We start from the raw sequence: 25,815 nt of genomic DNA on the forward strand, positions 1-25,815 counted from the left end.
CAAAAGCAAAGAGGGGCAGTCGTATGAGCTTTCGTAATAAAATTTTTGCAGCATTCTCCATCGTTACAATTGTATTAATCATGGCAATCAGTTTTGTTTTCTATTACTACAGTTCAGAGACGCTGGAAAAAAACAGTAAAGAGAATTTAAAGGTCATGACAGATAAACTGGCAAATCAACTGAGTCAATTGTTAAAACCCATGGAATTTATTTCATGGGATTTTATTGCGAGCAGGGAGTTTATGGAGGAAATGGCCACCATTACTTACATTAAACCTGATACGATAGAAGATGCATATGACATTAATAAAGCCAGAGTTAATATTAATCAAATTATACACCGGGATTCACTGTCCCAGAATTTTTATGGGGTAAATGTATTTAATAAAAAAGGAGATTTTTTTACCAGTAATAACAATAATTATGTCAAACCACAAAACAGTAAGAGTATTGTAAATCAACTGCCGTGGGCAGAACAGGCGCAGCGGGCCCAGGGGAAAAGTATTTTGATTGCACCCTATGATGATCCCTGGGAAAATTCACACCAGAAAGTCTTTGGTCTGGCAAGAGTGTTAAGAGGCCACAATATTGACATGGGGTATATTGAAGTACAGGTAAAAAACGAAGAGTTTGAAAATATATTTATTCTGCCCCAGCAAGAAGATTATCGTATTGTTGTTTTAAATGGAGATCAGGTATTATATCAGAAAAATGTAGAAGATACAAGATTGCTGGAGTATTATCAGGAAGTTGCTAAGAAGGACGCTAAGAAGGAAATGGATCAGGTTACGGACTATGAAAATCCCCAATTGAATAATAAAGAGATATCTGGTAAAAAAATAATTCACGATTGGGATATTACAATATTACTTGTACAGGATTACAGTAAATTAATGAGTCCGGTATACGATATGCGCAGGATTGTCATTGCGATTGGGTTAATCAGTGCTTTTATTGCCTTTATTGGTATGAGTGTTTTTTCAAAGTATCTGACAAGACCTATCCGGGAACTGCAGCAGTGTATGGAGTCAATAGAGATTCGTAATCTGCCGGAACAGATTGTGTTAAAAAATAAAGGCGATGAGATTGAGTCGCTGAATCAGTCTTTTCAGGATCTGAGAACCAGACTGAATGATTCCATTGAGCGTGAGATACAGAATCATTCTCTGGTACTGCAGGCAAATCTGGATATGCTGCAGGCACAGATTAACCCGCATTTCCTGTTTAATGTACTTAATATGATCTCTAATAAAGGAATGGAGCAGGAAAATTATGAAATTGGAGAAATCTGTGAGGCAATTGCAAGTCTTCTGCGTTACTCCACTTCTACAGCACAGAAGACGGTTACTTTAAGTGATGAAATTGACTATACAAAAAATTATTTGATGTTAATGGAAAAAAGGTTTGAGGACAGACTGAAGTGTGTGGTAGAGGTAGATGATGAATTGCTCAAAATGGAAATGCCCAAAATGATCCTGCAGCCCCTGGTAGAAAATGCTCTGAATCATGGATATAGAAATACGACCAGAACCATGTACGTTTCCATTTATGGTATCCGAAAAGAAAACGAATGGAAGATCACAGTAAAGGACAGTGGGGAAGGTTTTAATGCGGATGTTTTATCGGAGATCAAGAGTCAGATGAGCCGGGTACGAAACAAATTATTTGTAGAAAAGGAATCATTGGAATTGGAAATAGGTGGAATGGGGATTGTTAACACCTATCTTCGGCTGATGCTCTGCTATGGAGAATGTGCAGACCTTGAGATTAGTAATATCAAGCAGGGGGCAGAGGTGGTGATATCAGCGCCGTGGGGCAGCATTTAAATATCCATTTATCTTGGTGTTCATGGAGCTAGCTAAAAAGAAAACACTACTTTGTGTTAAAATGTTTTAGGCGACCAAACCCAATATGGACGTTCAAGGTTAACCCTGTACAGAAAAAAATATCAAAACTTCAAAAAATGTATACGGAGGATTCTTGTCGATTAAAGAAAGTTATGCTAGAATGATATAGAGCAACCGTGTGCAGGGAGTTTGACCTCTATTCTTTTGGAATGGAGGTGGTGCCTATGAAGAATCAGAATAATAAACATTTTGATTTTAAGGATTTAATGACCTTTGGTATATTCCTTTTGGCATTACTTACATTCGTTTTTACGTTTTGTAGGTAATCCTTACATAGAAAAACCACCCTGACCTTGACCGAGATGGGTGGTTTTTCTATCACTTTGAGGTCAACCACCATGTGGGCGGTTGTTTCTTTAATGTTATTATATCATGTATTTCAATAAAAGTTAAGCCCCTTTTTATTGCTTTTGTAAGCTTTTTATAGTAAAGAATTTTGAAAGAGAAAAGAAGATATCTGCACAGTCTGTGCTGCAGAATTATATGCTGGAGGGCTTCTTATAGCGGGTTTCGGTCTATGACTATCAGGACAACTTTATTATAAAAGGGGTTTTTGACCCTCGCGGCAGTCGCCAATTTGCGCCAGCGTGTCCGTTTGGCTCGTTGCTCGTGGGAATAAATTAATCAGGATGGAAAAAGGTTATGTAATGATGTTATGGATGCAAACTTCATATTTTGTAAATAGGGATTGTCACTGTTAAAAAGATCTGAACCATTCCAGATCGTTTAAACAGTGTCATTCCTTTTTTTGATTTTATAAATATATTACATCCACCACACCGCCTAATAGAGTTGTACAAACCCCCGCAACCATATATAATAAAATCAATATATCCATAATAATAAAATAAATTAACATTCATCTAACACGCTATAGGGGGGCATGCTGTTGAAATTCAATGATCTGTCTATCAAGAAAAAGTTTTTTCTGATATTGCTGGTGTTTATCATACTGCCTTTTTGCTGCATCAGCTTCTGGCTGTACAATATGATTACCAGCAGCTGGCTGCAAAAAGAGTATGAGAGCCAGTATAATCAATTATCGGTGGTATCAAAGGCAGCCGAAATCCAGCTAAAAGAATACGAGAGAATTATCGGCACGATTTATAATGATGAAGATATTTTAAAGAATTTGAATAAAGACCAGAAGATCCCGATTGATTATGTGGAGATTACGGAATTTTTGCGCAATTTGCTTAAAAGTGCAGATCATATTGACGGGGCTTACTTTTTTGCGGCAAATGGAGAAACCTATTTTCAGGACAGCTATTCCGGGGCGTCTTATATTGACATTTACCGATCACACCCGGAATGGATGGAGAAAATAGATGAACTTGACGGGAGGCTGGGGTGGATATCTACCTTTCAGGTGAAGCCAAAGGGGAGCAGCAAAGAGGAAATGAGTTACATATCCTGTGCCATGCTGGTAAAAGATATCAGTCATAACTGGGCAAATCGGGGAGAATTTATACTGAACATCAACATTGATTTATTTGATGAGTTATTTGAAAAACTGGAAGTGAAGGATCAGTCAACATTACTAATTGCAGACAATATGGGGAATATCATCTGGAGTAATGATGCATCTTTGGCGGATTCCCTGGATGCAAAGATTCTGTCTGATATCCTGAAATCGGATGAAAGCTATACGGAACAAAATTACAGAGACGATCACTACATCGTTGTAAAGCAGGCATCCGGTTATAATGACTGGAATTATATCTCTATGATTAAAAAAGATGAGGTGCTGAAAACGAGGGAGTGGGTCGTATCCGTTGTGGCGGCACAGATTCTGCTGGTGCTCCTCTTCTGTGTCTTTGGAGCAGCAGCAATACAGGTGTATATTATCAAACCCATCCAGAAGATGGTGGTTGTAATGAATACGCCTGATCCGGATTTCATGAAGAACAAATTATATATTGACCAGAAGGATGAGGTGGGAAGCCTGTATCGGAGCTTCAATGATATGAACGGCCGTATCCTGAATCTGATTGAGAAGAATAATGAGGCAAATAAAAAAGAGAAGGAATATCATATTCAGGCGCTGAACGCCCAGATAAATCCCCATTTCATGTATAATACACTGGATACCATTAACTGGATGGCGAAGGATTTAAAGGCGAAGGATATCAGTAAAATGATTACCTCCCTGTCCAGAATCCTGCGATATTCCATCAGTAAAAAAGAGGATATTGTAACGCTGGAGGAAGAAATCAACTGTATTAAAAATTATCTGAATATCTATGAGGAGCGCTATGAAAAGGCATTTACTTCTGAATTCCGGATCGATGCCGACATCCTGGAGTACAAAACCTTTAAAATGCTGCTTCAGCCCCTGGTAGAAAACTGTCTGACCCACGGATTTTCCAGGCAGATGAAAGGTGGACATATCCTCATTACCGGGGAAAAAGAAGGAGAAGATGCGGTGCTTCGGATTCGCGATAATGGAGAAGGGATGACCAGGGAAAGAATCTTTTACGTCTTATCACAGGATAGTGACAGAATTGGACTTAGTAACATCAACCAAAGACTGAAGCTGCTGTATGGGGAAAAATATGGTTTAGTAATTGAAAGCACACCGGGAGAAGGGACCGTGATTATCATACATTTCCCGCCTGGAGCGTGTTTGAAAACTACTGGGAAAGATTAATAAGATTAGGGGGGAACCGAGATGTTAAAAATACTGGTTGTTGATGATGAACCGAGAGTAAGGAGAGGGATCTCCAGCCTGATAGAGGAATACAGTGATAAATATGAACTGGCTGGCTGCTGTGAATCGGCTGCAGATGCCATTGAGTTTTTTACCAGGGAAGTGCCGGATGTGGTGGTTACAGATATCAAAATGCCCCATATGGATGGACTGGAACTGATCAATTATCTGAAACACCGTTACCAGAATCTGGAGTTTGTGATCTTAAGCGGTTATGGAGATTTCGAATATGCGAAGAAAGCGCTGCAGTATCAGGTCTATGATTTTTTATTAAAGCCTGTGGAGGAGGAAGAATTTTATCAGGTATTGGATGCCATTGCAAAAAAGAGGGCTGAGAAACGAAAAGAAAATGAGGAGAGTGCAGAGGATAATCATTTCTTTAATCTGCTGAAAACAAGCGTTAAGGATGAGGAACTGCATTATTTAAAGGTGCTGGGGTTTACCGAAAAAGAAGAGCGGTACAGGGTCATGATCATTGAAACGCAGTATGTAAATGCCGCTGCCCTGAAATCAGCCGGCGGTATGAAGCGTCTGTTAAAACAGGAGTTATCTGAGGACCTTAATATTTATAACTGCTTTGATAAGCAGTCGGTATTGATCTGGAACCGGGAATGGGAGCCGGAAGAATTTGCAAAGATAGCAGAACGGCTCCTGATTCATTACAATTGTAAAATTCTTGCCGGAATCAGTGGGGAAACAGATGACTATCTGCTTGTAAAAGAACAGTATATGCAGGCGCTGATTGCCCTGAAGAACTGCATTTATGAGCGGTTCCAGACCATTTTTACCTATGACAGGGACCGGATGGACCAGGAAATCCGTTTTCCAAAAGAGATTATGGAACGGATGGTAAATGCGATGAAAAGTCTGAATGAAGAAGGTCTTTGGGCACATATTAAAGACCTGATGAAAGTTTATAAGGAAAGCAGCTGCAGCATACTGCGTCTTAAAAATCATATGATGTTTCTGGGGACCAATTTAGACAGACTGTGTGAATCCTTTGGCATAGATGGCGTGTATAGTAAGAATATCCTGACATTTGTCTCAAACATTGAAGAAATGAAAACTTTTTCAGAGCTGGAAGAAGTATTAACCAGCAATATATCGGAGATATCGGCAGGAATCCGCCAGATGAAGGAGTATAAAACAAAATCTTACCGGATGAACAATATTATGAAGTACGTGGATGATAATTTCACCCGGGATATATCATTGCAGGAAGTGGCGGAGTATGCAAATTTATCCGTAGGATATCTGAGTAATTATTTTAAGTCAGAGGCGGGAATGAACTTTGTGGAGTACATTACCTACAGGCGGATGGAACGGGCAAAGGAGCTGCTGGTCAGCACGAATGAGAAGGTCTATCATATTGCAGAACAGGTTGGTTACACCAATTCTCAGTATTTTACAACTTTGTTTAAAAAGCAGGTGGGAGTGACGCCGGCTGAATACCGGCAGTATTTGTAAGGTTCATTATCATGGGATAAAAAATGTGGGGGCAGAACCAATACGGTTTTTGCAGCCACTTTTTTTATTACTGCGGGCGACGAGTCAGACGGGTTTGCAGTCAGGTTCACCTGGCGGCTGCCGCGAGGGGCAAATATAGCGCAAAGTGGGGCGTGCAGATGGCTGGAATGAATTTTAAAACACGCTATAGAGCCGCCTTCATCAATAATTATCTAAAATATGAAAAAAACAAACCGAATGTAAAATATTTAAAATAGTAATTAAAATACAGAAAAGCTATAATACAAATGTAAAGAAAAGCAGGGAACTGGAAAGACGTCGCCAGTCATTGCAGAATGCCGAGAGATTAGGAGGATTCTTATGAAGAAGAGAAGCAGAGTATTATGTGGTGTATTGGCTTTGACAATGGTGGCAGGGATGCTGTCCGGATGTGGCAAAGGAATGGGGAAAGAGCCGGGAAAGGAAACCGGTGATACACAGGGGAAAACCGCAGCATCTGACAATGAAACCAAATCAGCAGATGCCAAAGAGATTACATTCTGGATGTTCCAGGAAAATGCGGAATACGATTTCTTTAAGAAATACGTAGATCTGTACAATGAAGAAAATCCTGATGTCCACGTTAAAATGGAACAGATTCCCTGGGAAGATTATAACGGGACAAAGATGGCTACCGCATTTGCCTCCGGTACAGGACCGGATGTCTTTCTGGTAGCGCCGGGATTATTTTTGAAATATGCAAACTCTGATATTCTGGCACCATTAAATGATTATATAAAACCGGAAGTGTTATCAGATTTTTCCGAATCATCCCTGGATGGTGTGAAAATAGGAGAAGATATTCTGGCAATTCCTTTTGAAATGGAATTTTTGGGATTGTATTATAATAAGCAGGCTTTGGAAGAAGTAAATATGGAGGCGCCCAAGACCTGGAATGAGATGTATGATGCAGCAAAAGCATTAACAACGGATACCAGATCGGGACTTACGTTTGAAACCGTGAAGGGAACCCATCAGTTATTTGAATGGTATCCATTCCTGTGGCAGACCGATAACGATGTATTTAATGAGGAGAAGACAGCCGCCAAGCTGAATCAGCCAGGCGTGATTGAAAACTTAGAATTGAAACGGAAAATGCTGGAAGAGGGATCTGCAAATCTGAAGCCTAGCCGGAATAATACGGAGATTGGTATCCTGGCAGACGGAGAGACGGCAATGCAGATCAATGGTTCCTGGGCAATTACAAAGCTGGAACAGGAATATCCCGACTTTATTGATCATGTTGGACTGGTTCCGCTTCCGGTTCCGGAAGGCGGTCATGCATCTACCGTAGCCGGCGGCTGGAAAGTATGTGCTAATGCTAATTCAAAATATCCAAAAGAAGCTGCTAAATTTGCCGCCTGGCTGTTCGCAGATGACGCATCCCATGCAGAAGAATGGTGTACCGAAGTAAAATTTGCCTACTCACCAAGAAAATCAGTTGTTGAAAACAACAGTGATATTTACCAGAAAGGTCTGCGATCTGTATTTACCAATGAGATCTTCGGAACGGAGAAAGCAGAGAAAAGGCTTCCGGCGGAGATATCAACTATCTTGCAGGACCTGCTCCAGGCAGCATATTTTGACACCAGTACGGATATTACAGAGGAAGTAATCAAGGCTGAGAATAAAATTAATGAATTCCTTGCCGGGTATGATGGAGAATTGTAATACGACCACATATATAGATTGGCTGATACAGGGTGCAAACACTGTATCAGCGGTACAGAAAAGAGGGGTGGCATGAAAAAACGTAAAATTAATAAAGGAGAAGCAATCACGGCATATGCTATGCTTCTGCCGGATGTTCTGGGACTTTTGGTCTTTGTCTTTATTCCGATTCTGTATGCTTTTTATATCAGCCTGCACGACTGGACGGGGCTGTCCGCAATGACCTTTGCAGGGCTGAAAAATTATAAAAAGTTACTGAGTGATGATTTGTTCCTGAAAAGTCTGTGGGTAACTGTGAAATATACCTTCATGTATGTACCAGCTGTCTTTTGCTTAAGCCTGTTGGTTGCAAGCCTGTTAAACAGCCTGAACAAAAGAGTACAGTCTTTTTTTCGAACAGCATTCTTTGTTCCCTATGCAATTTCCACGGTTATCGCCGGTCTGATGTGGTCCTTTATGTATGATCCCATGAAAGGATTCTTAAATCAGATTATCCGTTTCTGCGGAGGTGAAAATCAAAAGTTCCTGGCATCCACCACCCAGGCATTGCCTTCAGTAGTGGTAGTTGGTGTTTGGCTGGTATTGGGGTATAATGCCATATTATTTTTGTCAGCCATGAAAGATATACCAGCAGAATATTATGAAGCGGCAGATATTGACGGGGCAGGCAGTATCCGTAAATTTTTCACCATAACACTTCCACTGCTGAAGGATACTACCGTATTCGTAGTGGTCATGTGCGCAATCGCATCCTTTCAGGCGTTCGACCAGATCAAAGTTATGACGGCAGGAGGACCGGCAAATGCGACCACTACTTCGGTTTTATACACCTACCGGCAGGCATTTGAGACAAACCAGATGGGCTATTCCTCAGCATTGGCATTTGTATTGTTCCTGGTTATTATGGTTTTTACCTTACTTCAAATGAGAATTTTAAAAGGCGGGGAAGATTAGTTTAAGGTCTGCACAGGCAGGCGGATGGGAGATTATCATGAAAAAAAAGACCAGGCAGCAGATTATTCTAATTGTGATAGCTGCCATCATAGCGATTATTATTGTATTTCCAATATATTTTCTGGTTATCAGCTCGTTTAAACCCTTAGGGGATATTTTTAATATGGATATTCTGCCCGAATTATCCACATTATCACTGGATAATTACAGGACGGTGTTTCAGGAAGAAAGCTTTGGGGGATATATCTACAACTCCTTTTTTGTAGCAATCATTGTAACGGTTGCAGCTCTTATATTTCATGCAATGTCAGCATATGCACTGGCAAGGTTGAACTTCATGGGGAAGAATGTAATATTTACATGGATTCTCAGCACATTGATGATTCCGTTTTCTGTTATTATGATACCGCTGTTTATCATCGTACAGAAAATGCATCTTATTAATAATCTGTGGGGGGTAATAATTCCCATGATCCCCAATGCTTATGGCATCTTCCTGTTCCGACAGTTCTTCCTGGGGATTCCAAAGGAGCTGGAAGAGGCGGCAAAAATAGATGGAGCATCCTACTTTGGAGTTTTTTGGCGTGTGATTCTTCCTCTGTCAAAGCCCATAGCAGTAACCCTGGCAATATCATTCTTTCTGGCAAACTGGAATAATTACCTCTGGCCTTTAATCATCGCACAGGACAGAACCCTGTGGCTGGTACAGATTGCAATTGCCAATTTTAAAACGTCACAGTCTGTACAATGGAATCTTGTTATGGCAGCTTCCTGCATTGCGGCACTGCCCATCATCATACTGTTTTTCGTATTCCAGAGATACATTACGGACGGTATTAAAACGGCTGGTATTAAAGGATAAGACGTATGCAAGGGAAAAAGAACTTTAATAAACAATGCAGATACAGAAAATTAATTATAAAATAAAAAGAAAGGAACGCCCGCGGGTCTTACTCCCGCACAAAGGGCGGTATTGCAGAAAAGGCACGTTTGAAAGTGGATTCCTGCCATCAGTAAGCGCCACTTCCAACAGGCTTCAGACTGCAGTATAAGGTGAAAATATGAACTATTCAAACATTCCATCATCATTAAATACATTGGCAATTAAGAGGGACAGCAAGCGTAAAAGGGTATCCAGCTATGATAGAAAAGGCGGCAATGATGACCGTGTCTATATCCAGCCGGGAGATACTTATACGATCTGTGATATTAAAGGGGCGGGATGCATTAATCACATATGGTTTACGCTGGCAAACGATGGGTTTGTCCAGGAAAAGCATAATCTCAGAAAACCGGTGTTGAAATTCTACTGGGACAATGAAGAGGAACCAAGCGTACAGGCTCCTATAGGGGATTTCTTTGGGATGGGGCATGCCATGTGCAAGAACTTTGTAAGTGCACCGCTGCAGATGAGCCCGGAAGACGGTCGTGCATTTAACTGCTGGTTTCCCATGCCTTTTTCAAGGCGTGCACATCTCACTGTGGTAAATGACTGCGAATCCACTTTAATCTTATACTTCTATATAGATTATGAAGAGTATGAGCAGTTACCGGAAGAAATGCTTCGCTTCCATGCATTGTGGAATCGGGAATTGCCCACCAGGGGTGTGACAGAAGAGAACTTTGAAACCCACAGAGACTGGTGTTTTGAAGGGGCAAACTTAACAGGCGAAGACAACTATGTCTTATTTGAAGCTGCCGGAAAGGGCCATTATGTAGGCTGTAATATTAATATACATAATCTGAATGCCAATGGACTCTGGGACTGGCCGGGTGAAGGGGATGACATGATCTTTATCGATGGGGAGCCATGGCCTCCGAGACTCCACGGAACCGGAACAGAAGACTACGTAAATATGGCATGGTGCCCTCAGCAGGAATACAGTGCACCCTATCATGGGCTGATCCTGGGGGGTGACGACAACTGGAAAGGAAAAATATCTTATTACCGTTATCATATCCAGGACCCGATCATGTTCGATAAGTCCATCAAAGTCACAATTGAACATGGACATGACAATCACAGAAGTGACGACTGGTCCACAACGGCATATTGGTACCAGACAGAACCCCATGCATCTTTTCCGGAGATACTGCCGGTGGAAAAGAGGCTGCCCATAGACGAAGAAGAGTTTAACTGGGAGGGGAAAATTTAATGACAAATTAAAATAGATTGTTAAAAGAAATTATAATAGAGGAAATTTAATAGAAAAAGTTTGCGCATTCCGATGCACAAACTTTTTCTTGTGTCATGATAAAGGATAAATTTCTCCCCTGATCACATATTCCATGGAGATTCTGATAAAATCCATGGATAAAAAGTTCTCCCCATGTAAAAATAAATATTTATCTATGCTCTTTAGTGTAATGTCCATGTTCAAACACAGACAGAATATGATAGGATTTATTTATCAAAAAACGGGAGGAAACAAATTATGAAACAGAAGAAATTAATAGCATTATTGTTAGCATCCGCAATGGCATGTGTCAGCTTAGCAGGATGCGGAAATTCAAAAAGTGACAGCAAAGCGGATGAACAACAGACAACTGCGGCAGGCAGTGAAGCAGCAAAGGATGAAAGCAAGGCAGAGACATCACAGGAAGAAGGTAAGTCAGAATCAGGTGACAAACAGTTTGAAGGCGTCACGTTAACTCTGCTCAATCGTTCATCTGCCACACCCAAAGGAGTCTTAGACCAGGCATGTGCGGTCGCGGAAGAAAAATTTGGATTTAAAATCGATATTGAACCCTGTGAAGAAGATAATGTGGTGAAGACAAGGCTTGCTACAGGTGACTGTCCGGATCTGCTGATCTATAATACCGGAAGCCTCCTTTCATCCCTGAATCCTTCCGAATATTTTATTGACCTTACCAATACGGATATGGCAAAGACTTTTGATGATGCTTTCACCCAGGCAGCCAGTGTAGACGGGGTCTTATACGGTATTCCCCAGTGTGACAGTATGGGAGCCGGCGTTTATTATAACAAAGAACTCTATAAAGAACACAACCTGGAAGTACCGAAGACCTGGGATGAGTTCCAGAATAACCTGAAAGTATTAAAGGATGCAGGAGTTACCGGAATCGGAACAGCACTGAAAGATGTCGTATATGCCCAGCTTCCATTCCTGGCAGATAATTTCCAGATTATGCATGATGAGCCTGACTTTGCAAAAGAATTTACTGCTGGTAATGTAAAATTTGCAGATTCCAAAGCAGGACTAAGGACCTGGGAAAGATATGAATCATTGGTGCCATACTTTAATGAGGACTGTGCTTCCGTGACCATCGAAGAAATAGCAGAGAGAATATTTACCAATGAAGTGGGGCATCTGATTAATTTCTCCAATCAGATCCCGACCTGGAGTGAGACTTATGGAGATGATATAAACAAACTTGGATTTTTCGCATTGCCAGGAGATACAGAGGAACAGACCGGTCTTACCATCTGGCCATCCAACGGAATCTATGGAAATAAAAACAGTGAAAATGCAGAAGCAATTCAGGCATTCCTGGAATGGTATGCATCCGATGAGGGAATGGATACCCTGACTTCCTTCTATTCACCAGCAGGCGGCTTCCATACCGGTTATCAGCCGAAGGGAGATTCACTGGAAATTATCAAAGAGGTACAGGCATATTACACGGAAGGAAATACAGCACCGGCTCTGGAATATCTAACCCCAATCAAAGGTGCAAACTGCCCGCAGATATGCAGCGAGATCGGCAGCGGACAGACAAATGCCAAAGAAGCGGCAGAAGCTTATGATGAAGACTGCAAAAAGGCAGCGATGCAGCTTGGAATGTGGAACTAAATGGTTGAAAAAGAGGTGGCTGTCTCATTCAGGCAGCACCTCATTTTTTTACCCTGTACTATCTGAAAATCAAACCAGCGCTAAAATATTGGCGGTACTGGATATTCAGACAGGAAAAAGTTGAAAGAAAATGTGAAAAAAGAAAGGAAGCCACGTTGTGATTCTTTCAACCTGTTTTATTGTGGCAGTATTGCAGGCAGTCCTGCAATATGCAATGGGAAAAAGTATGAGTAAAAAGAAAACATATTCCAATTGGTTTTTTGCACCTGCGATGGTGATCTTCCTGGTCTTTTTTATCGTTCCCCTGATCATGGGATTTTACTTCAGCCTGACAGTATGGGATTTTAACGGGGCTACTTTCGTGGGACTGGACAACTACAAAATGTTCTTTTCAGAGAGATCTTTGAACATCAGTATCCGAAACACACTGGTCTATGCGGTATTGACCTCCGCTTTAAAGACAGTGCTATCATTTTTTATTGCCATATTCCTTACCAGTGCGATCCGTACAAAAAATATGATCCGTTCTATTGTATTTTTTCCGAACCTGGTAAGTGCAATCGTGGTTGGTATTACGTTTTCAACGTTTATGAATTATTCCAAAGGATTATTTAATAAAATCATCGAATTTTTTGGAGCAACAGGGGTAGACTGGCTGGGCGAGCCATCGTTAGCACTCTATTCCGTAATCTGGACAGATGTGTGGAAAGGGCTTTCCATCGCCACGGTAATATTTGTCTCAGGGATTGTAAGTATTGACAAAACCTTTTATGAAGCGGCATCCATAGACGGTGCCAATGGCTGGCAGAAAATGAAAAGCATTACCATGCCGCTGTGCCGTCCGGCAATGAACAGTATTATTATCCTTTCCTTTATCGGGGGATTAAGAAGCTTTGAGCTGATCTGGTCCATGACAGGAGGGGGACCCGGATTTGCAACGGACGTTTTGTCTTCTGTAATTTATAAACAGTACGCATCGGGATTCTATGGTATATCTACTGCCGGCAATGTAATTATGCTAGTGTTGGTTTCCCTGCTGGCATTCCCGCTTCAGAAATTCCTGCTGAGCAAGGAGGTGGATTGAGATGAAACGAAGAAAAAGGCTTTTGCTGTTTGGCGATATCGCAGGTATGACTGCCGCAATCCTGATTTTTGTAACGCCGTTTATTTATATGTTTATCAATTCTCTGAAAACGGCAAAAGAGGCGAACCAATTCAGTTTTGCATTACCGGAAAAACTGATGTGGAGTAATTATTTAGAAGTATTCAAAGAGAGCGATTATATTCTGCTGACAGCATTTAAAAACAGTATTCTCCTGACCTTATTTTCCGTAGCCGGGCTGGTGCTGGCCTGCTCTCTGGCAGGATATGTGCTTCAGCGGAGAAAGGACAAAACCACTAATTTTGTAAATCTGCTCATTATGACGGGGCTGATTATCTCTCCGGCAGTACTGCCGACGATTTGGGTTCTAAAGGGATTACATATTTACAGAACCCTGCTGGGCGTCATATTAGTTCAGATTGCCACCGGAATTCCATATACCACCATGTTATACCGGGGATTTATTTCAAGTATTCCAAAAGAACTGGAGGAAGCAGCCTGTATCGATGGGTGCAACCCCAGGGTGATGTTCCGGAAAATAATTTTTCCGCTGCTGAAACCCATTACTGCAACCGTAACTATATTAAACTCCGTTAATTATTTTAATGATTTTACCACCCCGCTCTATTTTCTGCCCGGAAAAGAAAATATGACGGTACAGATGACCCTGTACTACTTCAAAGGAAAATATTCCACATCCTATAACCTGCTGTTTGCAGATGCCCTTGTTGTTACGATTCCGCTGCTGATCATCTTTATCTTTCTGAACAAGAAGATTATGGACGGAATGGTTGCGGGTTCCGTAAAAGGTTGAGGCGTGCCCCAATCCATCCAGAATGCTTCTACCCGGGAATTGGAATTCATGATACAATAACTACTAGTGCCTCCTGGCTTAAATACGTCGATATATAGTGCCTGATATCTGTGTCAGGTGTGGGACTGTGAATCGACGGCATAGCGGGCTACGGCTAGATTCACAATCGTGCAGATGGCGCAGATAGCGGGTGCTAGTGGCGTATTTGCGCCGTGAGGTATTAGTGTAGCGACACGATGAACAGATTTTCTGGGAGGGGGAACTTAATGAAATTTCAGACTAAGATGAGAACGGTCTATACAATCCTGGGGATTCTGACCGCGATCGTAGCCGGATATATCTATTACTCCATTAGCATGGAAAAAATAAAAGAGAGGGAGATGCAGAATCTTTCAGTCAGTGTGAAGCAGCTGAGCCAACAATACGATGAGATGATTCAGACCATGAAAGATGTGAGCTACTATCTGCTCAGCGATGCGGACACTTTGACAGCGATTACTACCATTTCCACAATGGAACGGTCTGAAGCGACGGAAAGGTATTTCCTAAATGCAGAAGATACGATCCTGTCCCAGGAAAATAATGATTATATCAGCAAAAAATTTTACCGGGTGGTATTCTGCAACGACAACTGTGACCCTATTGCCAATCATAACATGGATAACCGGAAAATCCGCAGACATCTGGACTATAAAAAAATGCCCTGGTACGAAAGGGCAAAGGCAAATAAGGATACATTCACAATTTTGGGGGTACATCAGGATACCTGGGGAGATAATGAGGAGCTTAAGGTACTGTCAGTCATAAAAGAAATTCAGGGAAAAAATATGGGATATATCGAGGTTCAGATGAGCCTTGCGGATATGCAGTTAAAGCTGCACCAGGCAGATGAGGATTTGAACGTATGCCTGTTGGATAATGATGGGGAAATCATTTATCAGAACCGGGACCTGGATCTGAATTTCTGCAGAAGCCTTCTGCGTCAGGACCATATCCCTGCAGATACTTTTAAAGGAAAAGGAGGCGCCGGATATCTGGCGATGGGCGAGTATAATAAAGATACCGGGACTACGGTTCTGGCATATAAGAGCAGTTCGGTTATTCAGGAAGATTCTTCCTATGTGGTATATATGAGCTTTTTTCTCATTGGCGGCATGCTGCTATTTTCTCTGCTATATGTAACAGTTTCCACCAGACATCTGACGAAGCCCATGATCCAGCTGCAGGAGGCTATCCGGAACACCAGCCTGGAAACCTTAACCCAGTCTATGAACCTGGATCTGAAAGACGGCAATGATGAATTCCGGAAGATGGGACAGGTATATGAGGATATGAGAAGCCGTCTTCATACGGCAATCCAGCGGGAAAAGCAGCTGTCCACGCTGCAGCTCCAGACCCAGTTTGACGTTCTTCAGGCTCAGGTCAATCCTCATTTTATCTATAATGTCCTGAATGTAATCTCAGGAAGAGGGAGTCTGAATGATGATGAGGTGATCTGTGATATCTGCGATGAACTGGCAGGAATGCTAAGGTATTCTACCGACACAAAAGAGAAATATGCCACGCTGAAAGCGGAGATCACCTACCTGGAGTTATATTTCTCTTTGCTGAAATACCGGTATAAACACAAACTGGAATATACCATGGAACTGGATAAGACCATCGAAAACCAGGTACTGCCCAAACTGGTTGTCCAGCAGCTGGTGGAGAACAGTATCAACCACGGATTTAAAAATATCAGCGGTATTATGAAGATTGCGGTAAACAGCTATAAGGATGAAAAACACTGGTATATTAAAGTGAGTGACAATGGAGAGGGATTTTCACCGGAAATCAAAAAGAATCTGGAAGTGAAAATGAAACAGTTGAAAGAAGATCTTTCTACCAATTACCAGAATGTAGAACTGCGGATCGGAGGGATGGGGCTTTTAAATACCTTTGCCCGCCTGTATCTGCTGAATGGAGGTGATCTGATCTTTCGTTTACAAAATAAGGAGGAGGGCGGAGCCGAGATTGTCATCGGAGCGCCGCTGCATTAGAGCGTGTTTAAAATTACTTTCAGATACGCGCTGGAACCTGTTTAAAATCACGCTCTGGGAAAGGAAAGATGAAAGCATATGTATCAGGTATTTATTGCGGAGGATGAGCCTGCTGCGCTGGAGCATATTTGTACAATTATTCAGAACAAATGCCCGTATTTTCAGGTGATCGGAACGGCGGAGGATGGAAAAAGTGCGTTGGAGCAGCTGGAGTATCTCCGCCCGGATGTGCTGATTACGGATGTAAAGATGCCTGTCATGGATGGAATATTTCTGATTAAGAGGGTAAAGGAAAAGTATCCGGATATTCTTTCGGTAATCATCAGCGGATACCAGGAATTTGAATATGCTCAGTCTGCACTCCATTATGGAGTTTGCGATTATATATTAAAACCGGTAAAACCATCCACGCTCCAGGAGAGCATGTATATGATTCAGGGCAGGCTGGATGAGTATTATTACGGTCTTCGCAACAGGATAATCCGGGACATGTATACAGGGAATATTTCCGATCCGGCACTCTTTCGGCGTATCTTTTGTGAAGATGAGTATTATATTGCTCTGCTTAGAAGAAACAGCCTGCCGAGGAGATTTGCAGAATTCCGGGGAGTAGAAATATTTTCCATTAAAGAAGAACAATTGATGGTATATGGAAGAGATGAGATGGAGGCGTTATATATTTGCCCCGTAAAGCTGATGGTACACGGCAGCTTTGTCAGGTTTATGATGCATATTCTGGAGAAGGAGAAGAATACCACAGCATTTCATACTCTGGTACTCAAGGACAATCCGGTTTCGGCAGAGAAGCTCCCGGAGATGATAAGGCAGCTTTACCAGACCATGGACTATCAGCTGGTAATAGGCAAAAACCAGATTATCCGGGATAATGACGGGGATACTGCTGAAAAAGGAAGGCATAAATTTGACAATTCATCCCTCAGCAGGCTGGAATTTCTGGTAAAGGAGCATAACCAGCCGGAGATCCCGGATGAAATATCCCGGTGCTTTGCCAGGTGGAGCAGGGAAGGGTACACCCAGTTATGGACGGAGGAAAAGGTTCGTGAAATGTTCAGCCTTTTCCGCAGGGCAGATCTGCTGGATGAGCCGGTAGCGATGTGTGAGTACTTTATTGATGAGGCATTTTATTATGCGGAGAATATGCAGAAGCTGGCGGAAGATATCCGGCAGATTCTGTGCAGAAATATACTGGAGGAATCCAGAACCTGGAAGATAGATACACCGGAGTTTTTTGAGAAAATAGAAAAATATCTGAGGGAACATCTATCAGAAAATCTATCTCCGCAGAAAATATGCGATGTCTTTGGCATCTCTCAGGCATATTTGAGCCGGCTGTTCAGGAAATACAGTACCGTAAGCTTCAGTAAAAGGCTTGCCGTACTCCGGGTGGAAAAAGCACAGCAGATCATGAGGGATAACAGAGAGCTTTATATTAAGGATATAGCATCCAGAGTGGGATACGGGGATCAGTTTTACTTCAGCCGTATTTTCAGGTCAGTGACCGGGATCAGCCCCACGGAATATATGGAAGAATTAAACCAGGCGTGATAGCCGCGGAAATAACTGGATTGGAAACCGGATAGAAATCGAATCAGAAACCAGATAAGAAACCAGATAAGAAACCAGATAGAAATCTGATAAGAAATTGGATCAAATACCGGATAAGAAACCGGGAAATCAGGAGAATGGTTGGGAGGCAGCATGAAACTATACGAAAAAAGCAGTGAAAAGAGATTAACAAGAGAATTATTTGAAAATCCCCCATCAGAATACAGGGGAGCGCCGTTCTGGGCATGGAACTGCAAAATGACCCGGGAACATGTAGAACACGCCTATGGGGAGCTTGAGGAAATGGGGATGGGTGGCGCACATCTCCACTGCCGCACGGGGCTTGATATCCCATATATGAGTAAGGAATTTATGGAACTGGTAAAGTACAGCCTGGAGCAGGCAGAGAAAAGAGATATGCTGCTCTGGCTGTATGACGAAGACCGCTGGCCATCGGGATACGGGGGAGGTTTTGTAACAGGAGATCATCAGTACCGCACCCGGTTCCTGGTGTTCAGTCCCGAGAATTTAGATGGGAAATATTTTAAGCCGGTCTATATCTCCGGAGCACAGGCGGTACGGAGTATGGAACGAAAGCTGTTACAGTGTTACGGGGTAAAGCTTTTGAATGGATGGCTGGAAGATTACTGCACGCTGAAAGAAGATGAGGAACCGTCACCCGGATATGAGAAATGGTATGCTTACCGGGAGGTCTCAGGGGATAATCCCTGGTTCAATAACCAGGCTTATCTGGACACCCTGAATCCGGAGGCGGTACAGCAGTTTCTACAGGCTGCCCATGAAAAGTATGCAGAGGGTGTGGGAGAAGAGTTTGGAAAACGGATTCCGGCAATCTTCACGGATGAACCACAGTTTTGCCATAAGGGAAGGCTGGGCTACGCAGACGCCAGAGAACAGGTTATCATACCATATACGGATGATTTGGAAGATACCTTTCTGGAAACCTATGGGGAAAGCCTGCTTAAGAAACTGCCGGAACTATTTTGGGAACAGGGAGAAGATCAGGTGTCGGAGACCAGATACCGTTATCATGATCATATTTGTGAACGGTTTGTACAGTCCTATGCGGTACAGGTGGGAGACTGGTGTAAAGAACACGGTATCCGCCTTACGGGACATATGATGGAAGAGCCGGAACTGATGTCTCAGACGGCAGCCCTGGGTGAGGCAATGCGCTCATATAAAGCATTTGACCTTCCGGGAATCGATGTGCTCTGTGACAGCCGGGAACTTTCCACTGCAAAGCAGGCGCAGAGTGCGGTCCATCAGTATGGCAGGGAAGGAATGGCAAGTGAACTCTATGGGGTGACAAACTGGGATTTTGATTTCAGGGGACATAAATTGCAGGGAGACTGGCAGGCAGCCCTGGGTGTCACGATCCGCGTGCCGCATCTGAACTGGGTGAGCATGGCAGGGGAAGCAAAAAGGGATTATCCCGCTGCTATCGGGTACCAGTCTCCATGGTATCGGGAATATAAAATGATTGAGGATCACTTTGCAAGAGTCAATACCGCTGTCACCCGGGGAAAGCCAGAGGTAAAAATAGGTGTCATCCATCCCATCGAGTCCTATTGGATTTACTGGGGAACAGAAGAGAAGACAAGCGGTATCCGCCGTGAGCTGGAAGATGGGTTTCGTTCGGTGATCGAGTGGCTGCTTTATGGGCTGATGGATTTTGACTTTATTTCTGAATCCCTTCTTCCGGAACAGATGCAACCCGAACAGATTACAGATAAGATATTTCCGGTGGGCGTGATGCAATATGACGCAATAGTGGTGCCCAACTGTATTACCTTGCGAAAGACCACAGTGGAGCGCCTGGAAAAATTCAGGGATCAGGGCGGTCAGGTAATCTTTACCGGCAGGATTCCCAGGTACATGGATGCAAAGAAGGACAGCCGTCCCACACAGTTGGCTAAGAAGTGCACCCAGGCTGCATTTTGCGCCAACGAACTGCTGCATACCCTTGAGAACTGCCGTATGCTGGATATCAGAGATGCCAGAGGCATCCGCACAGATAACCTGATTTATCAGATGCGTAAAGACGGAGAAAACCGCTGGCTCTTCCTGTCTCATGTAAAGCCCATGAAAAACAGGGATATCCCAAGACCGGAGCGGGACACCATAAGCCTGGCAGGGAATTGGAAACTGACCCTGTACGATACGCTCACAGGAGAAACCCGGGAACTGGAAACAGTAAATAACGGTGAGAAGACAACCGTTACAATGACATTGTTCGAACATGACAGCCTGCTTATATATATGGAGCCGCTGCATGGAGATGATTTTCCTAGAGAGCCGCTGCCGGAGGACCGGGATAAAAAAGAGCCGCTGCCGGAAGCAGCTGATCAAGCAGACGCTGCACAGATGCCGGATAAACGGGAGGCCCTGGGTGAGACAATAAAAAAAGAAATTAGTATTACGCCCCAAGAGCCGATGAATTATACCTTATCAGAGCCAAATGTCTGCATTTTGGATCTGGCAGAGTATCAATTTGACGGAGGAGCCTGGCAGCCACGGGAAGAAATTCTGCGGATCGATAATCTGTTCCGGGATCATCTGGGGTATCCAAAGAGGATGGAGGCATTTGCCCAGCCCTGGACGGACCCCAAAGAATATCCATATGATCACAGCCTGAGCCTGAAATTTTCTGTTCGAAGCCTGTCTCCCCTTACCGATCTGCACCTTGCACTGGAAGATGCAGACGATGTGGAAATACGAATCAACGGGGAGTTAGCAGCAGGCGGTGTGGACGGATGGTATACAGATCGTGATATCTGCACCGTACCTGTAGGAGGACTTAAGGTGGGAATCAACGAAATCCTTGTGAAAATCCCATACAATGCAAAACGAAATGTAGAAGCCATGTATCTGCTGGGTGAATTTGGAGTATATGTGGAAGGCAGCAGAAGCGTTTTGCAGGAAAAACCCAGTACACTGACGTTTGGAGACATTACCCGTCAGGGATTTCCATTCTATGGGGGCAACGTGACTTATGAATTTCCTGTTGATCTTCCCAGCGGAGATGCCTGCCTGCAGATTTCCAGATTTAGAAGTCCGCTGCTGAAAGTTGAAATGAACGGAGCATCAGTGGGAAATATCGCATTTTCACCGTACAGTATTTCTCTGGGCGAAGTACAAGCAGGAGTTCATCACCTTAAAATAACCAGTTTTGGAAACCGGGTAAATACCTTTGGCGCCATTCATAACTGCAATGAGGTGGAGCGGTGGTTCGGACCAAATGCGTGGAGAAGTACAAAGGAAGAATGGTCTTATGAATATTTTATCAAGGAGACCGGGATTTTGAAAGCTCCTGAAATTTTTGTGAGATGTGAAAGCAGATAGGAAAAAAGTAAAAAGCATAAAATACGCAGCATACTGATTATAGCTGTAAAACATAAAAAGTCCGGTTTCTTTTTGAAGAAAGATACCGGATTTTTCTATGTTATACAGTTAATTGACGATGGTATATTTACTTACAACAAATGCGATATATAGAATGTATAAATTAGTACTATGTACGATTTTAAATGCAAAAAAAGAAAATAAATTATACAATATGAATATAAAAATAAAAAATAAGAGAGGAAAAGTGTTGAATAACACAAAAAAGGAGAATGGTGCAGCATTACGCAATGCCGTACTGGAGACAAATCAATAGTCAAAAACCCCGCTGCAAGCAACAGCTCATCAAATTTCCAATGCTGTAAGCAGGGAATGGACGCAACAGCGTGTCCGTTTGGCTCGTTGCTCTCGGGAATAAAGAAATTTAAACACGCGGAGACAAACAATTATTTGAAATCATGGAGGAAGGTACAAATGAAAAAGACATTAGCAATTGTTTTAGCATTAACAATGATATCTGGAGTGTGCGCTTGCGGAGGCTCACAGGAAGGAACAGAGGAAGGCAGTACAGCAAATACCATCCAGAATAATTCTGAAGAGAATACAGGAGATCCAAAAAGTAAGGAGATCCCAGAGAATACGGACAGCACATCATCTGGTGAAGCAGTAAATCTAAGAATTTTGCTGCAGGAAACGTCTGCTGAATCAGTAGAAGCAGCTATAGCTCCTTACCTGGAACAGTATCCCAACATAAAAGTTGAACTGGTAAAGGCACCAGATTTTGTAGCAATGAACCAAAATGCAATTGCCGCCCACCAGGCAAATGATGACTATGACTTAATTACTGTTAACCATGTTGACACCCTTGCGTATGTAAAGGGAGATATTATTCAGTCTCTGGAAGAATTTACAAAGGCAGATGAAATTAAATACGAGGACATTATCTTTACCTCTTTGCTCGAACAGGGAAAGTCTGACGGACACTTATATGCGATTCCAATAAATACAGGTACAAGGGTATTAGCAGTAAATAAAGAATTGTTCGAAAAATATGGACAGAAATATCCGGAAACCCAGAAAGAAATGCTGGAAGCGGCGGCAGCTATGACCAGAGATGGAAATTTTGGATTTGTAAATTCCATGTGCCGCAATTCCTATGTTCCTACCTATGAACAGGGAGTATTTCTAATGGGGAATGGAGGAAGGCTGTATGAAATAGAAGACGGACATCCTGTTGCAAAAATTGACACACAGGAAATGAAGGATTTTCTGAATTTTAATGTAGAACTTTTAAAATACATGCCAAAAGACTGCCTTACGATGACAGAGGATGATGGAAGAAAAGCATTTGCCACCGGAAACATAGGGATGTATGTATTTGGTCCCTGGGAATACTCTTTAATGCCTGAAGTGGATTTTACCTGTGAACTGATTAAAATTCCAAGCGGTACAAAAGAGCAGGCATCAACCTCGGGTGGTTTCCAGATGGCAATTGGAAGTGGGACGAAAAATTCTCAGGAAGCTTGGAATCTTCTGAAGTATATAACAACAACTCCTGAAGCAATGGCAAGTATGGCAGCAACGGATCTGCCTACAATGGAAGATGCATATAAGGTTGCACCATACACAGATGAAAAATATGATATTTTCAGAGAGCAATTAGAAACAGCTTATCTTGCCGGAATACCTGTTCCCAATTTAAATGAGGTGTCAGAAGATTTTTTTTCCTATTGGACTGATGTATTGTATGGAAAGATTTCAGTGGATGAAGCTTGCAGTAAAGCTCAGGAAAGTGTTCAGAAACTGCTGGATAAAAATAAATAGTGGAAAGGGGCATGAGGTTTTGATTAAATCTAAGAAATTCCGGGGTATGTTTCCCTATTTATTGATAGTGCCAGGTATTTTATTGCTGATGCTGATCATTTTCCTGCCGTTTCTGCAAAATATATTTTATAGTTTCACAGACTATTCGTTATTAAATTCCGATACTTCAATAATTGGGGTTGAAAATTATACAAATATTATTCAGGGGGATGAATTTGCAGGGGCATTAATCAAGAGCCTGATATATGTAGCAATTGTCATAAGCTTTGTAGCGCTCTTTGGATTAATAGCTGCATTTTTGCAGAACTCCAGAACCATTAGGGGAATTGGGGCATTGCAGGTATTTTTACTGCTTCCCTGGATTTTACCCGAGGTAGTTACCGGATATACGTGGAAACTTCTTTTAAATTACCAAACCGGACCATATTATAATCTTCTGGAAACATTACATATCATTCCGGCGGGGGAAGATATATTTTCAAACAGCGTGTATGCCATGCTTGCTGTTGCCTTTGCCAATATATGGAGAGGCTTCCCCGTAGTGGCAATTACTGTTTTTGCAAAACTTCGCACCCTTCCATCTGATCAGGTGGAAGCAGCAGTGATAGATGGTGCGAACCGGTGGGTTTTATTCAAATCTATCGAGCTGCCCCATATTGCCGCAGCATTTACTTCTGTTTTGACATTGTGTTTTATCTGGACCTTTAATTCATTTGGTTTGGTACATGTTATGACAGGAGGCGGGCCGGCAGGTGCCACAGAAACTCTGCCGGTTTTACTGCAGAGAAAAGCATTTAAGTTTTTTGATTATTCGGATTCGTCTGCTTTTGCGGTTATGATGATCCTTGTTTTACTGGCAGTTGTAATGGTGCTCAATACAATTCCCAAATTGTTGAAGAAAAGATCGGACGATTTATAGGAGGTGCTTATGGTTGGTAGGAAAAAAAATAAAGGATATCTGCTGTTTAAGTATGTTATTTATATTAGCTTGATGCTTTTTTTGGTATTTCCATTATACTGGATCGTTTCTACTGCGTTTCGTACAGACAAAGAAATATTTAACAACAGATTGTCGTTAATTCCACAGACATTTACATTGACTCACTTTCAGGATGCTTTCATTAAAGTTGATTTGTTAAAATGTTTAACCAATAGCCTTATTATCACCTGTATTACTGTCATAATAAGCATCCTGACCGGATTACTGATGTCGTATGCCTTTGCAAGAAAAAATTTCAGGGGTAAAAAGTTTCTAAATTCAACAATATTATTAACTCAGTTTATTCCAATGATTGCCTACATTATTCCTTTGTATCTGATCATGAGTAAATTAAAAATGCTGAATACTTTTTCATCCTTGTGGATTACCTATTTGGGTATAGCATTTCCTATCGCAGTAGTTTTACTGATAAACTATATCAATGATGTGCCGGTTTCCCTGGAGGAAGCCGCATACATTGATGGCTGTTCAAACTTTAAGGTTATGTTTTATGTGGTCTTTCCCCTGGCAATGCCGGGAATTATATCAACGGCAATTTTTATATTTATTACTATATGGCAAGAATATCTGGTAGCAGTGTCTTTCATTTCAAATGAAAAATTATATACCGTTTCTATGGCTCTGGCTAAATTTCAGGGCCCCCATGGAACTGACTGGGGCGGTATCATGGCTGGTGCAGTTTTAATCTCTATTCCGGCGGTAGTATTGTTCCTGTGTTCCAGGAAAATGTTCACGGACAACCTGGCAGGCGGGGTAAAAGGCTAGAGATCCCTGTATTGAGAAGGTGTGAAGCCAGTAAACTGTTTAAAGACTGAAGAAAAATAATTACTGGATGAAAAATTAAGTTCGAAAGCGACATCTGTAATGCTATAGTTTTTATCAGTCAGCATGTTTTTTGCATACTCCACTTTCAGAGAATTAATATACTCTCTGGGAGTAATGCCCATCTGCTCCTTAAATTTAGTCTTCAATCTGGAAACAGACAGATTACATACTTCACTTATGGAAGAGAAATTAATAAACTCCGTAATATTTTCCTTGATGTAGTCAATAGCCCTCTGGATATCACTGGAAATATCCTGGGAAATGTTCTCGGTGAGGGTGAGTCTGGTCAAAAATGAAAGGAACAGGCTGTGACCAAGCAGTTTCCAGGCAGGGTCTTTGGAACAAAAGCAATCGAAAGACTGCATGATTAGCAAGAGCTCTGAATTGCTCACTTTATGAGTTCTTTTTTTGTAGCTGTTAAGCTTTTCATACAGAAGATCGCTTAAGTGCGGTGATAAACCAAGAAAATTACATCGTTTTGTCATGTCGATCTGAAACCAGATAAATTCACATACAGCCTGATGAGAATTGTTATTGCCATGAGGTTCATCAGGAAAAGTAGTAAAAACATCCTGACCAAACAGATGGTAGATATGGTCATTTACGGAATACTGCTGGTGGCCATTAATTACGATTACAAATTCTAACCGGTTTTTGTGATAATGCTCAGATAATGGGGCAGAAGCTCTGTTTAGTGTGGCACGAGCGATCATATG

Annotated in this window: 18 protein-coding genes; 17 read left to right on the plus strand and 1 reads right to left on the minus strand. The window is 42.1% G+C overall.

Annotation, left to right across the window (positions count from 1 at the left end; all coding sequences use genetic code 11):
* Window positions 1-23: 23 nt before the first annotated feature.
* The 17 genes from ACH2DQ_RS08910 (at window position 24) to ACH2DQ_RS08990 (ending at window position 25,039) form a co-directional block, all read left to right on the plus strand.
* Window positions 24-1,826 (plus strand): sensor histidine kinase, encoded by a 1,803-nt coding sequence (locus ACH2DQ_RS08910; RefSeq protein WP_394915237.1) that lies wholly within the window; start codon window positions 24-26, stop codon window positions 1,824-1,826.
* A 970-nt stretch (window positions 1,827-2,796) separates the two neighbouring features.
* Window positions 2,797-4,557 carry a sensor histidine kinase gene (locus tag ACH2DQ_RS08915; RefSeq protein WP_394915238.1) on the plus strand — a complete coding sequence of 587 codons (1,761 nt, stop codon included), beginning with the start codon at window positions 2,797-2,799 and terminating at the stop codon, window positions 4,555-4,557.
* Window positions 4,558-4,578: 21 nt separating this feature from the next.
* Window positions 4,579-6,084, plus strand: coding sequence for a response regulator (locus tag ACH2DQ_RS08920; protein ID WP_394915239.1), 1,506 nt, complete (start codon window positions 4,579-4,581; stop codon window positions 6,082-6,084).
* A 23-nt stretch (window positions 6,085-6,107) separates the two neighbouring features.
* On the plus strand, window positions 6,108-6,341 hold the full coding sequence (locus tag ACH2DQ_RS08925) for a DUF6783 domain-containing protein (protein ID WP_394915240.1): 234 nt from the start codon (window positions 6,108-6,110) through the stop codon (window positions 6,339-6,341).
* Between the two features lie 103 nt (window positions 6,342-6,444).
* Window positions 6,445-7,794 carry an ABC transporter substrate-binding protein gene (locus ACH2DQ_RS08930; protein ID WP_394915241.1) on the plus strand — a complete coding sequence of 450 codons (1,350 nt, stop codon included), beginning with the start codon at window positions 6,445-6,447 and terminating at the stop codon, window positions 7,792-7,794.
* A gap of 72 nt (window positions 7,795-7,866) precedes the next feature.
* On the plus strand, window positions 7,867-8,748 hold the full coding sequence (locus ACH2DQ_RS08935; RefSeq protein ID WP_394915242.1) for a carbohydrate ABC transporter permease: 882 nt from the start codon (window positions 7,867-7,869) through the stop codon (window positions 8,746-8,748).
* A 37-nt stretch (window positions 8,749-8,785) separates the two neighbouring features.
* Window positions 8,786-9,610 carry a carbohydrate ABC transporter permease gene (locus ACH2DQ_RS08940; protein WP_395026433.1) on the plus strand — a complete coding sequence of 275 codons (825 nt, stop codon included), beginning with the start codon at window positions 8,786-8,788 and terminating at the stop codon, window positions 9,608-9,610.
* A 199-nt stretch (window positions 9,611-9,809) separates the two neighbouring features.
* Window positions 9,810-10,904: a glycoside hydrolase family 172 protein gene (locus tag ACH2DQ_RS08945; protein WP_394915245.1), complete on the plus strand. Its 1,095-nt coding sequence runs from the start codon at window positions 9,810-9,812 to the stop codon at window positions 10,902-10,904.
* Window positions 10,905-11,183: 279 nt separating this feature from the next.
* Window positions 11,184-12,563, plus strand: coding sequence for an ABC transporter substrate-binding protein (locus ACH2DQ_RS08950; RefSeq protein ID WP_394915246.1), 1,380 nt, complete (start codon window positions 11,184-11,186; stop codon window positions 12,561-12,563).
* Window positions 12,564-12,720: 157 nt separating this feature from the next.
* Window positions 12,721-13,647, plus strand: a complete 927-nt coding sequence (locus ACH2DQ_RS08955) for a carbohydrate ABC transporter permease (protein ID WP_394915247.1) — start codon at window positions 12,721-12,723, stop codon at window positions 13,645-13,647.
* A 1-nt stretch (window position 13,648) separates the two neighbouring features.
* Window positions 13,649-14,479 (plus strand): carbohydrate ABC transporter permease, encoded by an 831-nt coding sequence (locus tag ACH2DQ_RS08960; RefSeq protein ID WP_394915248.1) that lies wholly within the window; start codon window positions 13,649-13,651, stop codon window positions 14,477-14,479.
* 266 nt (window positions 14,480-14,745) lie between these two features.
* Complete coding sequence (locus tag ACH2DQ_RS08965) at window positions 14,746-16,518, plus strand: sensor histidine kinase (protein ID WP_394915249.1); 1,773 nt, start codon at window positions 14,746-14,748, stop codon at window positions 16,516-16,518.
* 78 nt (window positions 16,519-16,596) lie between these two features.
* Entirely contained in the window at window positions 16,597-18,084 is a 1,488-nt protein-coding gene (locus ACH2DQ_RS08970) for a response regulator (protein WP_394915250.1), read from the plus strand.
* Window positions 18,085-18,237: 153 nt separating this feature from the next.
* Complete coding sequence (locus tag ACH2DQ_RS08975) at window positions 18,238-21,450, plus strand: hypothetical protein (RefSeq protein WP_394915251.1); 3,213 nt, start codon at window positions 18,238-18,240, stop codon at window positions 21,448-21,450.
* A gap of 474 nt (window positions 21,451-21,924) precedes the next feature.
* Complete coding sequence (locus ACH2DQ_RS08980; protein ID WP_394915252.1) at window positions 21,925-23,274, plus strand: ABC transporter substrate-binding protein; 1,350 nt, start codon at window positions 21,925-21,927, stop codon at window positions 23,272-23,274.
* 19 nt (window positions 23,275-23,293) lie between these two features.
* A complete protein-coding gene (locus tag ACH2DQ_RS08985; protein WP_394915253.1) occupies window positions 23,294-24,193 on the plus strand; it encodes a carbohydrate ABC transporter permease in 900 nt (299 codons plus the stop codon).
* A gap of 9 nt (window positions 24,194-24,202) precedes the next feature.
* The gene (locus ACH2DQ_RS08990) at window positions 24,203-25,039 is read left to right on the plus strand and encodes a carbohydrate ABC transporter permease (protein WP_394915254.1); all 837 of its coding nucleotides are present in this window, start codon (window positions 24,203-24,205) and stop codon (window positions 25,037-25,039) included.
* On the opposite strand, the gene ACH2DQ_RS08995 is transcribed toward ACH2DQ_RS08990, so the two are convergent.
* On the minus strand, window positions 25,036-25,815 hold a 780-nt coding region (locus ACH2DQ_RS08995; RefSeq protein ID WP_395026439.1), incomplete at its 5' end, for an AraC family transcriptional regulator. The two genes, ACH2DQ_RS08990 and ACH2DQ_RS08995, sit on opposite strands and share 4 nt — an antisense overlap.

The organism is Robinsoniella sp., from assembly GCF_034124845.1.